Origin of the sequence: Mesorhizobium maamorense (genome assembly GCF_044998965.1) — a bacterium.
Taxonomy (GTDB): Bacteria; Pseudomonadota; Alphaproteobacteria; order Rhizobiales; family Rhizobiaceae; genus Mesorhizobium.
This window is the reverse complement of sequence record NZ_CP173356.1, coordinates 6500426-6516260: the sequence shown is the minus strand read 5'-3', so window position 1 is coordinate 6516260 and position 15835 is coordinate 6500426. Positions and strand designations below refer to the sequence as shown.

The window sequence follows — 15835 nt, the reverse complement described above, 5'->3', positions numbered from 1 at the left end:
ATATTCGATGAGCTTTCTGAAGAAACTGATGGTTACGGCGGCCTTTTCCGCCGCCATGGTCGTGAATGCCGCCCATGCCGAGAACGTCAAGATCGCGCTGGTGGTGAAGTCGCTCGGCAACGGCTTCTTCGACGCCGCCAACAAGGGCGCCGAAGAGGCGGCCAAGGAACTGGGCGATGTCGACATCATCTACACCGGCCCGACCAAGGCGACCGCCGAAGCGCAAATCGAGGTGGTCAATTCACTGATCGCGCAAAAGGTCAACGCCATCGCCATCTCGGCCAATGATGCCGACGCGCTGGTGCCGGTGCTGAAGAAGGCCATGGAGCGCGGCATCACCGTCATCTCCTGGGATTCGGGCGTCGCCAAGGAAGGCCGCCAGCTTCACCTGAACCCGTCCGACACCGGCCTGATCGGCGAGACCATCATCAAGCTCGCCGCCGACTATTTGCCGGAGGGCGGCGACGTCGCCATCCTGTCGGCCTCCTCGACCGCGACCAACCAGAATGCCTGGATCGACGCGGCCAAGAAGGTGCTGCCGGAGAAATTCCCGAAGATCAAGCTCGTCGCCACCGTCTATGGCGACGACGATTCGGCCAAGAGCACCGACGAAGCCAAGGGCCTGCTGAAGTCCTATCCGAACCTCAAGGCGATCATCGCGCCGACCACCGTCGGCGTCGTCGCCGCTGCCCAGGTCGTCACCGATGAGAAGCTGATCGGCAAGGTCAACGTCACCGGCCTCGCGCTGCCGTCGGAGTTCAAGAAGTTCATCGACAACGGCGCTTCACAGGCCGTGGCTCTTTGGAACCCGATCGATCTCGGTTACTCCGCCGTCTACCTCGCCCACGATCTGGCGGTGAAGAAGGAAGAGGCCAAGCCCGGTGCGACGCTGTCGATCGGCCGCGTCGGCAAGGTCACGCTCGACGACACTAATTCGGCTGCGATGGCTCCGCCCTTCCAGTTCGACAAGACCAACATCGAGAAGTTCTCCAAGATCTACTGATCCGGAGCTTCAAGCTGACGCGGCGGGGTTCACGCCCCGCCGCAACTTCAAACGCACCTTGTTTCAGGGCTTGATACGACCATGGACACGACAGCCCAACACGGCACGGTGAAGGATGGGCCCCTGGCCTCCACGCCACGCCTGACGCTGTCCGGCATCTCGAAGAGCTTTCCAGGCGTGCGCGCGCTGCACAATGTCAGCCTGTCGCTCTATCCGGGCCAGGTGACGGCGCTGATCGGGGAAAACGGCGCCGGCAAGTCGACGCTGGTCAAGATCATGACCGGCATCTACCAGCCCGATGCGGGCATGATCAGCATAGAGGGGCAGGACGTCACCCTGCCCAGCGCGCACGCCGCCTTCGGCCATGGCGTTACCGCCATCCATCAGGAAACCGTGCTGTTCGACGATCTGACGGTCGCCGAAAACATCTTTCTCGGCCATGCGCCGCGCACCCGCTTTGGCACCATCGACTGGCGCACCATGCGCAGAAATGCGCGCGAAGTGCTCGACACCATGCATGCCCGCCATATCGACGCCGATGCAAGGCTGAAGGACCTCGGCATCGCCAACAAGCATCTCGTTGCCGTGGCGCGGGCCATGTCGATCGACGCGCAGATCGTCATCATGGACGAACCGACGGCCGCCCTTTCGATGAAGGAGATCGAAGAGCTCTTTTTGCTGATCGAGTTCCTCAAGAGCGAAGGCAAGGCGATCCTGTTCATCAGCCACAAGTTCGACGAGATCTACCGCATCGCCGACCGCTACACCGTGTTCCGCGACGGCGAGATGGTCGGCGAAGGGCTGATCAAGGATGCCGCCCAGAGCCAGATCGTGCGCATGATGGTGGGCCGTGCGGTCGATCACATCTTTCCACAGCGCAAGGCCGAGATCGGCGCGCAGGTGCTGTCGGTCTCCGGCCTGTCGCACCCCACCGAATTCAACGACATCGGTTTCGAACTGCACAAGGGCGAGATTCTCGGCTTCTACGGTCTTGTGGGCGCCGGCCGCAGCGAGGTGATGCAGGCGATTTCAGGGATCACTGGCACCTCCGGCGGCACGATCACGCTGGACGGCAAGTCGATCGTGCCGAAATCGGCGGCGGATTCGATCGAGGCCGGCATCGTCTACGTGCCGGAGGAACGCGGCAAGCAAGGCGTGGTGATCGGCCTGCCCATCTTCCAGAATGTTTCTCTCCCGTCGCTGGCACGCACCTCCAAATCCGGCGTGCTGCGGCTGGCGGAGGAATTTTCGCTCGCCCGCTCCTACACCGAGCGGCTCGACCTCAGGGCCTCCTCGCTCAGCCAGGATGTCGGCACGCTGTCGGGCGGCAACCAGCAGAAGATCGTCATTGCCAAATGGCTGGCGACCACGCCCAAGGTCATCATCCTGGACGAGCCGACCAAGGGCATCGACATCGGCTCCAAGGCCGCCGTGCACGGCTTCATGGCCGAGTTGGTGGCGCAAGGCCTGTCGGTTATCATGGTGTCGTCGGAGCTGCCCGAAATCCTCGGCATGTCCGACCGCGTCGTCGTCATGCGCGAGGGCCTTGTCGCGGCCGTCTACGACAACAACGGACTGGACGCCGAGACGCTGGTCCGGACGGCGGCGGGGATCGCGGCATGAAAACTTTGCTGAAATATCGCGAAATCTGGTTGCTGGCGGCCATCGTCGTGCTGATCGGGCTGATCTCGACGCGTTTTCCCGCCTTCGCCGACCCCGGCAATTTGCGCCAGGTGTTCAACGACACCTCGATCCTGATGATCCTGGCGCTCGGGCAGATGGTGGTCATCCTGACCCGTTCGATCGACCTGTCGATGGCGTCGAACCTCTGTTTCACCGGCATGGTGGTGGCGATGCTGAACGCCGCCCACCCGGCGATCCCGATCCCGCTGCTGATCGTCATCGCGCTGGTCGTCGGCCTGGTGCTCGGCGCCATCAACGGCCTTCTGGTGTGGCGGCTGAACATCCCCTCGATCGTGGTGACATTGGGCACGCTGACCATCTATCGCGGCGCCACCTTCGTCATCTCCGGCGGCGCCTGGGTCAATGCCGACAAGATGAGCCCCGAGTTCATCGGCTTCCAACGCGCGGCCTTACTCGGCATTCCGGTGCTGTCCTGGATCGCCATTCTGGTCATCGCGCTGTTCTTCATCCTGATGACGCGCACCGCGCTCGGCCGCTCGATCTATGCCATCGGCGTCAATCCTACGGCGTCGGTTTATGCCGGCATCGATGTCGGGCGGACGAAATTCATCGTCTTCTGCATCTCCGGCATGATCGGCGGGCTCGCTGGCTATCTCTGGATCTCACGATACGTGATCGCCTCGGTCGAGGTCGCCAACGGCTATGAGCTCAACATCATCGCCGCCTGCGTCATCGGCGGCATCTCGATTGCCGGCGGCATCGGTTCGGTCGGGGGCGCGGTGTTGGGGGCGCTGTTCCTGGGCATCATCTCCAACGCGCTGCCGGTCATCAACATCTCGCCCTTCTGGCAGATGGCGATTTCGGGCAGCGCCATCATCCTCGCCGTCGTGCTCAACGCGCGCGGCGAACGCCAGCAGGGCCGCATCATCCTGAGAAAAATGGAGGCGGCATGAGCGACGTCCCTGCCCCGCGCCACATTCCGGACCGGCTCGACAAGCCGTTTCGTTCGGCGATCTTTTCCTGGGAAGCGCTGCTGGTCGTGGTGGCCCTCGCCATCTTCGCCATCAACAGCTTCGCCTCGCCCTATTTCCTCGACCCTTATTCGCTGTCGGACCTGACCTTCAACTTCACCGAGAAGGGCCTGATCGCCTTCGCCATGGCGCTGCTGATCATTTCGGGCGAGATCGACCTGTCGGTCGCCGCCATCATCGCGCTGGCCTCGACCATGATGGGCATGGCGGTGCAGGCCGGCGCCGGAACGCCGGTGCTGGTGGCGATCGGCATCGTCGTCGGGCTCGGCTGCGGGGCCTTCAACGGCCTTCTGGTCACGAGGCTTGGCCTGCCCTCGATCGTCGTCACCATCGGCACGATGAGCCTGTTTCGAGGCATCGCCTTCATCATCCTCGGCGACCAGGCCTACAAGGGTTATCCCGAGAGCTTCGCCTTCTTCGGCCAGGGTTACGTCCGGTGGGTGGTGTCGTTCGAATTGGTGCTCTTTCTCATCGCCGCCGTCGTCTACTGGTTCGTGCTGCACCGCACGAGTTTCGGCCGCCGCGTCTTCGCCATCGGCAACAATCCGGTCGCGGCACAGTTTTCCGGCGTGCGTGTCGGCCGCATCAAGTTCATCCTGTTCTGCCTGACCGGGCTGATGTCCGGCATCGCCTCTGTGCTGATCACCTCCCGGCTCGGTTCGACCCGTCCCTCGATCGCGCAGGGCTATGAGCTGGAAGTCATCACCATGGTGGTGCTTGGCGGCGTCAGCATCCTTGGCGGCGCAGGCAGCATTGTCGGCGTCGTGCTCGCCGCCTTCATCATGGGGCTGGTGACCTTCGGGCTCGGCCTGCTCAACGTGCCCGGCATCGTCATGTCGATCTTCATCGGCCTGCTCCTGATCATCGTCATCGCGCTGCCGATCGTCTGGCGGCGGCTGCGCGGGGGACGCTGATGGCCGAAAAATACGCGTTCAAGATGATGCTCAAGCCCGGCATGAAGGCGGAATACAAGAAGCGTCACGACGAGATATGGCCATCGCTGGTCGCGCTGTTGAAGCAGGCCGGGGTTTCCGACTATTCCATCCATCTCGACGAGGAGACCAACATCCTGTTCGGCGTGCTGTGGCGGCGGGACGACCATGGCATGGCCGACCTGCCGAAGCATCCGGTGATGCAGCGCTGGTGGGCAGACATGGCCGACCTCATGGAGACCAGGCCTGACAATGAGCCGGTGGCCGTGCCCCTGGAAACCATGTTCCACATGGCATGAGTGCCCCGCGCCACATCGCCGTCATCGACATCGGCAAGACCAACGCCAAGGTGGCGCTGGTCGACCTCGCCACGCTGCGCGAGGTCGCGCTGCGCCGAGTGGCGAACGCGCCGGTGCGGCAAGCCCGCTACCCGCATCACGACGTCGAGGCGCTGTGGGCCTTCATCCTCGACAGTCTTGCCGATCTCAACCGCGAACAGACCATCGACGCCGTTTCGATCACTACCCATGGCGCGACGGGCGCTCTGGTTGAGGCCTCCGGCGAACTGGTGTTGCCCGTGCTCGACTACGAATTCGACGGCCCCGAGGAACTCGCGGCCGAGTATGACGCGATCCGTCCGCCCTTCGCTGAAACCGGCACGCCGCGGCTGCCGCTCGGCCTCAATCTCGGCGCGCAATTCTTCTGGCAGCAGAAGCGCTTTCCGACGGAATTCGCCAGGGCAACGGCGATGTTGATGTATCCCCAATATTGGGCGCTGCGGCTGACCGGCATCGCCGCCAACGAGGTGACCTCGCTCGGCTGCCATACCGATCTGTGGAACCCGTGGAAAGCGGATTTTTCGGCAATGATCGACCGCCTCGGTTGGCGCGCGTTGATGGCGCCGGTGCGGCCGGCAAGGGACCGGCTCGGCCCGCTCCTGCCGGCGCTTGCCGAGCGAACGGGGCTCGATCCGCGGACGCCTGTGTTCTGCGGCCTGCACGATTCCAACGCCTCGCTGTTGCCGCATCTTCTCGCCGACGCGCCGCCTTTCAGCGTCGTCTCGACCGGCACCTGGGTGGTGTCGATGTCGGTCAGCGGCAGATCGGTGGCGCTCGACCCGGCGCGTGATACGCTGGTCAACGTCAACGCGCTGGGCGATCCCGTGCCATCGGCGCGCTTCATGGGCGGCCGCGAATTTTCCGTGCTGACGGATGATCAGCCGGAGAACTGGACCGAAGACGATGTCGGGGCCGTGCTGGCAAAAAGGACGCTGCTGCTGCCATCGACACAACAGGGGTCGGGACCGTTCCCGCATCATGCGGCGGCGTGGCTCAACGCTGACGGCATGAACAGCGGCCAGCGCTTTGCCGCCATCTCTTTCTATCTGGCGCTGATGACGGCGACCTGCCTCGATCTGATCGGCGCCGACGGCCCGACCATTGTCGAAGGCCCTTTCGCCCGCAACCGGCTCTTTGTCGGCATGCTGGCGGCGGCGACCGCCAGAAGCGTCGTCGCCTCCGAAGCCGCGACCGGCACCAGCATCGGTGCCGCGTTGCTGGCATCGGACAAGGCTGAGGCGCATGGCAAGGGCTTGAGACAAGAACCGCCGGTCGACCCCGCCTTGACGGATTATGCAAGCACCTGGCGTGCGGCGGTCGAAGGGCGGGGCTAACTACGGATCCGCTTGCCTAATCTTCATAGACCAGCCCCTGTGGATCGATTTCGGGCTTTCGGCCGGCGACGAGATCGGCGAGGAATTTGCCCGAGCCGCAGGCCATGGTCCATCCGACATGGCCGTGGCCGGTGTCGAGATAGAGATTTTTGTAGCGGGCCCGGCCGATGACCGGCACGGAATTGGGCATCATCGGCCGCAGGCCCGCCCAGAACATGGCCTTCTTCTCGTCGAAGGCGCCAGGGAAAAGATCCTTGCCGGTGCTGATGATGGTGTTGAAGTCAGCGGGCTTGAAGCTTCGGTCAAAGCCGGTGAACTCGGCCGTCGAGGACATCCGCAAGCGGTTGCCCAGCCTGGAATAGCCGATCAGCCGGTCCTCGTCGGCGCCACCCATAGTCGGCCCCTTGCTTTCGTCCCCCAGGGGGATCGTCGCGGTATAGCCTTTCACCGGATAAACCGGCAGGTCGATGCCGTAGCGGCGGCCGAGTAGGCCGCTTTCCGGGCCCATTGCGATGACAACCGCATCGCCGGCCACCGGGCCTGACGAGGTGATGACGGCCCGCACCCTGTCGCCTTCGATATCGAAACCTTCGACCGTGGTGCCGAACCGGAACTCGGCGCCAAGCCTCTCGGTCGCATAGGCGGCGAGCCTGTCGACAAACAGTTTGGAATCGCCAGTCTGGTCAGTGGGCGAATAAACCCCGCCGGCTATCTTGTCCTTCACCCCGGCAAGCCCCGGCTCCAGTTCGACCAGCCGGTCGCGCCCGACGATCTCGATCGGCAAGCCATGCTCGGCAAGATAGCGATAATTGTCGGTCCCGGTGTCGAGACTCTTCTGCGAGCGGAAGAAGTAGAGGATGCCCTTCTTGCGCTCGTCATAGTGGATGCCGGTCGCCTCCGACAGCGCATTGATGCAGTCGCGCGAATAGAGCGCGAGCCGCAGCTTGATGTCGGTGTTGGCGCGCAGGCGCGCCACCGTGCACTGGCGCAGGAAGCGCAGGCTCCAGGCGAGAAAATAGGGATCGAAGCGCAGTCGCACCTTGATGCCGAGATCGTGGTTGTAGAGCCCGCGCAGGAAGGTCTTCAGCGCCGCCGGGGAAGCCCAGGCGGTGGCATCGCCCGGCGACACCAGCCCGGCATTCGACTGGCTGGTGCCCCGCGCCGGCGCCGGATGACGCTCGATGACGGTGACCTCATGGCCGTCGCTCGCCAGATAGTAGGCGGCCGCCGTGCCGACGACGCCGGCCCCGAGCACCGTTATCTTCATGTCGTCCCCCCAAAAAGGTCGAACCGGGCAGCGCGCTTCCGCCCTCCGCGAACGCTTCCATAGCGCTTCGCGGAGCGGCTTGCGAGCCCTTGGGAAAACCCGCTCAACCGCGTGCGGAATTCTTCCCCGTCAGGATACGCTCCCAAGCGAGCGCATCTGCAACGATCTGGTCGAGATCGTCGCGTTGCGGCGTCCAGCCGAGTTCCGTCCGGGCGAGATCGGAATTGGCAACCACCGCGGCGGCGTCACCGGGGCGGCGCTCGCCCGTCCTGACCTCGAAATCATGGCCGAAGGCGCGGCGCACGCTCTCGATCACCTCCAGCACCGAATAACCGTGGCTGTAGCCGCAATTGGCGACGAGACTCGCGCCCCCGGCGCGCAGCCGCTCAAGGGCCAGACGATGCGCCGCGGCCAGGTCGCTGACATGGATGTAGTCGCGCATGCAGGTGCCGTCCGGCGTCGGATAATCGTTGCCGTACACCTGCATGAACGGCCGCTTGCCGAGCGCCGTCTCGCAAGCGACCTTGATCAGATGCGTGGCGCCAGGCGTCGACTGGCCGGTGCGCCCCCTGGGGTCGGCGCCCGCGACGTTGAAATAACGCAGCGCCGTATAGCGCAAGCCATGCGCGATCGCCGCATCGCGCAGCATCCATTCGCTCATCAGCTTGGAGAGACCGTAGGGCGATTCCGGCGCCAGGCGGGCGTCCTCGCGCACCGGTTCCAGCCCGGCGCCGCCATAGACGGCGGCGGTCGAGGAGAAGATGAAGTTCGGCACGCCCTCGCGTACCGCCGTTTCGATCAGCGTGCGCGTCTTGCAGGTGTTGTTCTCGTAGTAGCCGAGCGGATCGGCGACGGATTCGGGAACGACGATCGAGCCGGCAAAATGGATGATCGCATCGACATTGTTGTCGCGGATGATGGAGCCGACCAATTCCTTGTCGGCGACATCGCCGACGAACAGCTTTGCCTCCGGTGCCACCGCCCATTCGAAACCGGTCGAAAGCCGGTCGAGAACGACCACGCTTTCGCCCGCATCCAGCAATTCCCAGACCATATGGCTGCCGATATAACCGGCGCCGCCCGTCACCAAAACCGTCATTCCGCGTCCTCGCATTCAAGATCTATCGGAAACTGTCTCAATAACCGCTCTACTGGAAAGCCCGCCCCATGACCAATAAAACCCTGCGTAACCGACTTGGCCGGCATAGGGCATCATGTCGAAACAAAAGCGCCCTACAGGCCGGTGTTGCCAGGACATAGGCCATGATCCGCCCTCGTTAGGAACAGGCGCGGGGCGTGGCATTTTGACCAAAACGGGCCGGTGGACGGCCAATCGGGCAATGATTATGATCCAGCGCAAAACTGGGAAGCCGACATGAATTATCAGCGGTTCTTCGAGGACGCGATCGACCAGCTCCATGCGGAACGACGCTATCGCGTCTTTGCCGACCTCGAGCGCATAGCGGGCAAATTTCCGCGTGCCATCTGGCGTGCCAACGGCCGCGCAGAGGAAATCACCGTCTGGTGCTCCAACGACTATCTCGGCATGGGCCAGCACCCGGATGTCATCGCAGCGTTCCAGAATGCGGCGGGCCGGATGGGTTCGGGCGCCGGCGGCACCCGCAACATCTCCGGCACCAGCAATCCGCTGGTCGAACTCGAGCATGAGCTCGCCGATCTGCACGACAAGGAAGCCGCGCTGGTCTTCACCTCCGGTTTTGTTTCCAACGAAGCCTCGATCTCGACCATCGCGCGGCTTTTGCCCAACTGCCTGATCATTTCGGACGAGCTCAACCATGCCTCGATGATCGAAGGCGTGCGGCGCTCGGGCGCGGAAAAGAAGATTTTTCGCCACAACGATGTCGCGCACCTGGAAAGCCTGCTGCAGGCGGCGGGCCGCGAACGCGCCAAGCTGATCGTGTTCGAGAGCGTCTATTCGATGGATGGCGATATCGCGCCGATCAGAGAGATCGTCGACCTCGCCGAGCGCTATAACGCCATGACCTATATCGACGAGGTCCACGCCGTGGGCATGTACGGTCCGCGCGGCGGCGGCATCACCGAGCGGGAAGGCCTCGCCGACCGCATCGACATCATCGAGGGCACGCTCGCCAAGGCATTCGGCACGCTGGGCGGCTATATCACCGGCACCAGTGCGGTGATCGACGCCGTGCGCTCCTACGCGCCGGGCTTCATCTTCACCACCGCGCTGCCGCCGGCCATCGCCGCCGCTGCCACCACATCGATCCGTCATCTCAAGCGCTCGCAGGCCGAGCGTGACGCCCAGCAGCAGCAGGCGACGCGGACCAAGCAGATCCTCTCCGCCGCCGGCCTGCCGGTGATGGAATCGGCGACCCACATCGTGCCAGTGCTGGTTGGCGACCCCGAGCTTTGCAAGATGGCCAGCGATCGCCTGCTCGGCGTGCACGGCATCTACATCCAGCCGATCAACTATCCGACCGTGCCGCGCGGCACGGAGCGGCTGCGCATCACGCCGACGCCGTTCCATTCGGATGCGCTGATCGCCGAGCTGCAGGACGCCCTGGTCGAGACCTGGGACGCGCTCGGCATTTCCTATGGTTCAGCAGGACGACCTTCCGTGGCCAAGACCGACCGGATCATTCCCCTGCTGGTGCCCAAGTCAGGCGGCTGAAAGCCGCTTGAAACTCCACTCCGGCGGCCATCTGGCGCGCCGGAGCGACTTTCAATTCGGGCTTCGTCAATCTCTCAAACAGCTGTCATCCACTTCGCAAGCCGGTGCGCCGCCTCCTCGAGCTGGTCGAGGCGGCGGTGGAAGCACAGCCTGAGGAAGGCTTCGCCGCCCGGGCCGAAAGCCGTGCCCGGCGCCAGGCCGACATTGGCCTTGTCGACGATCTCGAAGGCGGCGCTGCGCGAATCGGTAATGCCGTCGACCCTGAAGAACAGGTAGAAAGCACCTTGCGGCACGGTGAACCGAGCGCGGTCGGTGGCGCCGAGAATGCCGCAGACCAGATCGCGCGCCTTCCTAGCCCTCTCCACCTGTTCGGCGACGAAGACATCGCCTTCATCGAGCGCCGCGACCGCGCCGCGCTGCATGAACTGGGCGACACCTGAATTTGAATACTGGATCAGGTTCTCGAACACCTGCTGCAAACTCGGATGGGTTTTGATCCATCCGACGCGCCAGCCGGTCATCGCCCAGTTCTTGGAGAAGCTGTTGACGAACAGGATGCGGTCCTCTCCGGTCGCGATGTCGAGGAAGGACGGCGCGCGGCCTTGGCCATAGTGGAACAGCGAATAGATCTCGTCGGCGATGATCCAAAGGCCATTTGCCCGGGCGAGATCGAGAATGGCGCGCAAAGTCTCATGGTCGGCGGTCCAGCCGGTCGGATTGGACGGCGTGTTGATGAACAGCGCCCTGGTCCTGGGCGTGATTGCGGCCGCGATCTTCTCGACATCGCACGACCAGCCATTGCCGGATTGATCGAGCGTGACCGGCACCGGCACGGCACCGGCGATGGCGGCGGCGGCATCGAAATTCGGCCAGGCAGGCGACAGATAGATCACCTCGTCGCCAGCACCGGCGAGCGCGTCGAGCGCAAGCTGGATCGCATGCATGCCGGAACCGGTGACGATGAATTCGTCCTCGGCGAAGTGTTTGCCGAAATGCCTCTGGTAATAGCGGGCAAGCGCCTGCCTCAGATCGGGGATGCCCCTCTGCCAGGTGTAGAACGTCTCGCCACCGGCCAGCGCTTTCGACGCGGCATCGGTGATGAAGGACGGTGTCGGCAGATCGCCCTCGCCGGCCCAGAGCGGGATCAAACCGTCGCGCAGCCTGCCATAGTTGACGACGGCGACGATGCCGCTTTCAGGCGCAGCCAGGGCCTCGGGGCGCAGGTTCTGGATCAGGGTCATGGGCAGGTCCGTTCGAATAGCGATAGCATGCCGGCTGTTCTACTACGGGCGAAAGCAAAAAACCCCGGCCGTGAACGACCGGGGTTTTGGTCCAGAAGAACCTGATGCCTCTATCTCCTGGCGAGCAAATCGCGGATTTCGGTCAGAAGCTGCACATCGGCAGGCGGCGGCGCGGCGGCAGGCGCGGGCTTTTCGGCCTCCAGGCGCCTGCGCAGGTTGTTCACCGCCTTGACCATCAAGAAGATGATGAATGCCAGGATGAGGAAGTTCAGCACGACGGTGATGAAGCTGCCATAGGCGAAGACGGCGCCCTCTTTCTTTGCCTCGGCCAGCGTGGCCGAGTGGACGTTCGAGGACAGTCCAAAGAAGTAGTTGTTGAAGTCCAACCCGCCGAAAATCGCGCCCACGATCGGCATGATGATGTCGTTGACAAGGGAATCGACGATCCTGCCGAAAGCAGCGCCGATGATGACGCCGACGGCCAGGTCCATCACATTGCCCTTGGAAATGAATTCCTGGAATTCTTTCAGCATTTCGACCCTCCTGCCATGATCGGCCGCCTGCCGCCTCACCACCGTTCTCCAGCGCCGGCCAAGCCCACAATAGCAAAAACCTCCGGTTGCAAAACCGGAAAAAGGCCAAGGCACCGGTTTGTTTTTACCCGCATCATCAGACGTCCATGCGCCGAACGCCGCGATGGACTCAGCTTCCAAGCTGTGGTTGCGTGCGGTGAGCGGGCGTCGAGCCGGCCAGGGAGGAAGCGCGAGCCGTGCAGGGCTTGTTCATCGTTGTCATCGCGATCGCTTATGTGACGCTGCTGTTCGCCATCGCCAGCCTTGGCGACCGCCGCTCGGCCAGTTCCGGGCCCGGTCGCGCACGGCCGTTCATCTACGCGCTTAGCCTGGCCATCTATTGCACCTCCTGGACGTTTTTCGGTTCTGTCGGCCTGTCTTCCGAGCGCGGCCTTGAGTTCCTCGGCATCTATACCGGCCCGGTGCTGGTGTTCCTGTTCGGTTTTCCCTTGCTCAACCGTCTCGTGCGGCTGGCCAAGACCGAGAAGATCACCTCGATCGCCGACTTCCTCGGCGCGCGCTATGGCAAGAGCTTCACCGTGGCCGCCATCGCCACGCTGATCGCGACCATCGGCGCGGTGCCCTATATCGCGCTGCAGCTGAAGGCGATCTCCGGTTCCGTCAGCCTGATGGTCGAGCACTACACCGGCTCGCCGCCCTCGTTCGATCCTTTCGTCAGCGACATCTCGCTGGTGGTCGCCATGCTGCTGGCACTGTTCGCGGTGCTGTTCGGCACGCGCCACGCCGACGCCACCGAGCACCAGGACGGGCTGGTGCTGGCGGTGGCGGTCGAAACCGTGGTCAAGCTTGCCGCCTTCCTGGCGATCGGCCTGATGGTCACTTTCCTGATCTTCGGCGGGCCCGGCGACATGTTCGGCAAGCTGGCCGAAAACGGCCAGGTGCGGCAGGCGATGAGCTATTCGACGTCGCTCGCCACCTGGCTGGTGCTGACCTGCCTGAGTGGCTTCGCCATCATCCTTCTGCCCCGGCAATTCTACGTCACCATCGTCGAGAACCGCAGCGAGGCGGAACTGCGCACCGCGACATGGGTGTTTCCGCTCTATCTGGTGGCGATCAACCTGTTCGTGCTGCCGATCGCCTTCGCCGGACTGTCGCTGGTCGGCACGAAGACGAGCAGCGACCTTTATGTGCTGTCGCTGCCCTTGTTCGGCGGTCACGATTTCCTGGCCATGGCTGCCTTCATCGGCGGCCTGTCGGCGGCCACCGCCATGGTCATCGTCGAGAGCGTGGCGCTGTCGATCATGATCTCCAACGACCTCATCATCCCGCTGTTCGTGCGGCGGCTGCTGAGGACGACGTCTTCCGAAAACGAGGACTGGTCGACGCTCATCCTCAACGTGCGGCGGGCATCGATCTTCATCATGCTTTTCATCGCCTTCCTCTACTACCGCGAGAGCACCGACAGCGCGCGGCTGTCGTCGATCGGCCTGATGTCGTTCGCGGCGATCGCGCAATTCGCGCCGGCGCTGATTGGCGGGCTGATCTGGCGCGGCGCCAATGGCAGGGGCGCGGCCCTCGGCATGGTCGCCGGCATCCTGATCTGGGGCTACACGCTGCTGTTGCCATCGCTCGTCGCGCCCGAAACCGGCATATTGGTGCATGGCCTGTTCGGCTTCGAAGCGCTGCGGCCGCAGGCGCTGTTCGGCACCGTTGCGGAGCCGTTGAACCACGGCGTGCTGTGGAGCCTGTCGATCAACGCACTGTTTTTCGTACTGGGCTCGCTGTCACGCGCCGCGGTGCCGCTGGAGCGCATCCAGGCGTCGATCTTCGTGCCGCGCGAAGCCGGGCCGATGCCCAGCCTGCGCCGTTTCCGTACCGCCGTCACCGTCAACGACCTGAAGGACACCATCGCGCGCTATCTCGGCGTCCAGCGCACCGAGCGGTCGTTCCAGTCCTTCGAAAAGACCACCAACGTCATCCTGCATGGCAATGAGCAGGCCAGCATGGACGTCATCCGCTTTTCCGAGCAGCTTTTGGCCAGCGCCGTCGGCTCTTCGTCGGCGCGGCTGATCCTGTCGCTGCTGTTTCGCCGCCACGACCGCGAATCCAGGGATGCCTTCCGGCTGCTCGATGACGCCACGGAAGCATTGCAACACAATCGCGACCTGTTGCAGATCGCGCTCGACCAGATGGAACAGGGCATCACCGTCTTCGACCGGGATTTCCGGCTGATCTGCTGGAACCGCCAGTACCGCGAGCTGTTCGACCTGCCCGACGACATGGGCCAGGTCGGCGTCTCGCTCGACCAGATCCTGCGCCATCTGGCGGAGCGCGGCGATATCCCGACCGACCAGCGGGTGACGATGCTCAACCGGCTGACCAGCTTCGTCAGCCCCTGGCAGATGGAACTGAAGACCAGCGGCCGGATCCTGGAGCTGCGCTCCAACCCGATGCCGGACGGCGGCATCGTCGCCACCTATGCCGACATTTCCGGCCGCGTCGAGCAGGACCTGGCGCTGAAGCGGGCGAACGAGTCGCTGGAACAGCGGGTGAAGACCCGCACCATCGAACTGACCAGGGTCAACGAGGAGTTGACCCGGGTCAACGAGGAACTGGCGCAGGCGCAGATGCTGGCCGAGGAGGCCAATCTGGGCAAGACGCGCTTCCTTGCCGCGGCCGGCCACGACATCCTGCAACCGCTCAACGCCGCCAGGCTCTACTGCTCGTCGCTGATCGAAAAGGCCGGCAAGGGCCCGGCCGGCAAGGCCGCGGTCAACATCGACTCCTCGCTGGAATCGGTCGAGACCATTCTAGGCGCCGTGCTCGACATTTCCCGCCTCGATGCCGGTGCCATGAAACCGGACGACACGGCCTTCAACCTAGACGCATTGCTGCGCCAGATCGGCAATGATTTCCGGCCGCTTGCCGCGGAAAAGCAACTCAAGCTGACGATCATGCCCTCGTCGCTGACAGTGATGACGGATCGCAACCTGTTGCGCCGCCTGATCCAGAACCTCGTTTCCAATGCCATCAAATACACACGTCACGGCCGCATCCTGGTTGGCGTGCGGCGGCGCGGCGAACTGGCGGAAATCCAGGTGATCGACACTGGCATCGGCATTGCCGGCGACAAGCTGAACACGGTGTTTCGCGAATTCACCCGGCTGGACGAAGGCGCGCGCGAGGCCGAAGGCCTCGGCCTCGGCCTTTCGATCGTCGATCGCATCGCGCGGGTGCTGAGGCTTGAAATCCGTATTTTCTCCAACCCGGGCAAGGGCACGCGCTTTTCCGTCATCCTGCCGGTGGCGGCCGTGCAGGAACCGAAACGCGAGGTTGAAACCAGGGCGCCGGCCCGCGCGGCGGCTTCGCTGTCCGGACTGAGCGTGCTGTGTATCGACAACGACGCCCGCATCCTCGAAGGCATGCGGCTGCTGCTCGAAGGCTGGGGCTGCGCCGTCGAGACCGTGTCCGGCACAACGAACCTGGATACCGCGATCCGCCACCCGGACATTGTCCTTGCCGACTATCATCTCGATGGCGAAACCGGCCTCGACGCCATTGTCAGGCTGCGAGCGATCCACGGCGACGACCTGCCCGCCGTGCTGGTCACCGCCGACCGTTCCAACGAGGTACGCACGGCGGCGGCCGGGCTCGACGTCCCGGTGATCAACAAGCCGCTCAAACCGGCCGTGCTGCGCTCTATGATGGCCAGGGTCAGGCCGCTGGTGCCGGCGGCGGAGTAATTGTCAGATTTGCTTCATTTCGGCCCCGCCGACAGCGCCCAGGCTTCGAGATAGGCGCAGAACATGTCGGCCGTCGCGTCGGCATGGCTTGTATCTCTGCTGACGGGCGAGGCGTT

General features: G+C 63.9%; 12 protein-coding genes. 8 read left to right on the top strand and 4 right to left on the bottom strand.

Going from position 1 to position 15835, the window contains the following annotated elements:
• Nucleotides 1-7 precede the first annotated feature (7 nt).
• From rhaS to ACIU1A_RS32320, 6 genes are all read left to right on the top strand, one after another.
• Nucleotides 8-1003 carry a rhamnose ABC transporter substrate-binding protein gene (gene rhaS, locus ACIU1A_RS32345; RefSeq protein WP_140513297.1) on the top strand — a complete coding sequence of 332 codons (996 nt, stop codon included), beginning with the start codon at nucleotides 8-10 and terminating at the stop codon, nucleotides 1001-1003.
• Between the two features lie 81 nt (nucleotides 1004-1084).
• Complete coding sequence (locus ACIU1A_RS32340; protein WP_404926199.1) at nucleotides 1085-2626, top strand: sugar ABC transporter ATP-binding protein; 1542 nt, start codon at nucleotides 1085-1087, stop codon at nucleotides 2624-2626.
• Complete coding sequence (locus ACIU1A_RS32335) at nucleotides 2623-3600, top strand: ABC transporter permease (RefSeq protein ID WP_140564780.1); 978 nt, start codon at nucleotides 2623-2625, stop codon at nucleotides 3598-3600. The genes ACIU1A_RS32340 and ACIU1A_RS32335 overlap by 4 nt, the downstream gene beginning before the upstream one ends.
• Nucleotides 3597-4592 (top strand): ABC transporter permease, encoded by a 996-nt coding sequence (locus ACIU1A_RS32330; protein ID WP_140513291.1) that lies wholly within the window; start codon nucleotides 3597-3599, stop codon nucleotides 4590-4592. Before ACIU1A_RS32335 ends, ACIU1A_RS32330 begins: the two co-directional genes overlap by 4 nt.
• Complete coding sequence (gene rhaM, locus ACIU1A_RS32325) at nucleotides 4592-4909, top strand: L-rhamnose mutarotase (protein ID WP_140496569.1); 318 nt, start codon at nucleotides 4592-4594, stop codon at nucleotides 4907-4909. Before ACIU1A_RS32330 ends, rhaM begins: the two co-directional genes overlap by 1 nt.
• Nucleotides 4906-6282 (top strand): FGGY-family carbohydrate kinase, encoded by a 1377-nt coding sequence (locus ACIU1A_RS32320; RefSeq protein WP_140524001.1) that lies wholly within the window; start codon nucleotides 4906-4908, stop codon nucleotides 6280-6282. The genes rhaM and ACIU1A_RS32320 overlap by 4 nt, the downstream gene beginning before the upstream one ends.
• Nucleotides 6283-6298: 16 nt before the next feature.
• Here ACIU1A_RS32320 and ACIU1A_RS32315 read toward each other — a convergent pair whose 3' ends face one another.
• Nucleotides 6299-7549, bottom strand: coding sequence for a D-amino acid dehydrogenase (locus ACIU1A_RS32315; RefSeq protein ID WP_404926198.1), 1251 nt, complete (start codon nucleotides 7547-7549; stop codon nucleotides 6299-6301).
• A 103-nt stretch (nucleotides 7550-7652) separates the two neighbouring features.
• The gene (galE, locus tag ACIU1A_RS32310; RefSeq protein ID WP_404926197.1) at nucleotides 7653-8648 is read right to left on the bottom strand and encodes a UDP-glucose 4-epimerase GalE; all 996 of its coding nucleotides are present in this window, start codon (nucleotides 8646-8648) and stop codon (nucleotides 7653-7655) included.
• Between the two features lie 276 nt (nucleotides 8649-8924).
• Between galE and hemA the strand changes: the two genes are divergently transcribed.
• Nucleotides 8925-10202, top strand: coding sequence for a 5-aminolevulinate synthase (gene hemA, locus ACIU1A_RS32305; protein ID WP_140513285.1), 1278 nt, complete (start codon nucleotides 8925-8927; stop codon nucleotides 10200-10202).
• A gap of 74 nt (nucleotides 10203-10276) precedes the next feature.
• Here hemA and ACIU1A_RS32300 read toward each other — a convergent pair whose 3' ends face one another.
• Nucleotides 10277-11443 carry a pyridoxal phosphate-dependent aminotransferase gene (locus tag ACIU1A_RS32300; protein WP_404926196.1) on the bottom strand — a complete coding sequence of 389 codons (1167 nt, stop codon included), beginning with the start codon at nucleotides 11441-11443 and terminating at the stop codon, nucleotides 10277-10279.
• Nucleotides 11444-11553: 110 nt separating this feature from the next.
• Complete coding sequence (gene mscL, locus ACIU1A_RS32295) at nucleotides 11554-11976, bottom strand: large conductance mechanosensitive channel protein MscL (RefSeq protein ID WP_404926195.1); 423 nt, start codon at nucleotides 11974-11976, stop codon at nucleotides 11554-11556.
• 236 nt (nucleotides 11977-12212) lie between these two features.
• Between mscL and ACIU1A_RS32290 the strand changes: the two genes are divergently transcribed.
• Nucleotides 12213-15719 (top strand): NahK/ErcS family hybrid sensor histidine kinase/response regulator, encoded by a 3507-nt coding sequence (locus ACIU1A_RS32290; RefSeq protein ID WP_404926194.1) that lies wholly within the window; start codon nucleotides 12213-12215, stop codon nucleotides 15717-15719.
• Nucleotides 15720-15835 lie beyond the last annotated feature (116 nt).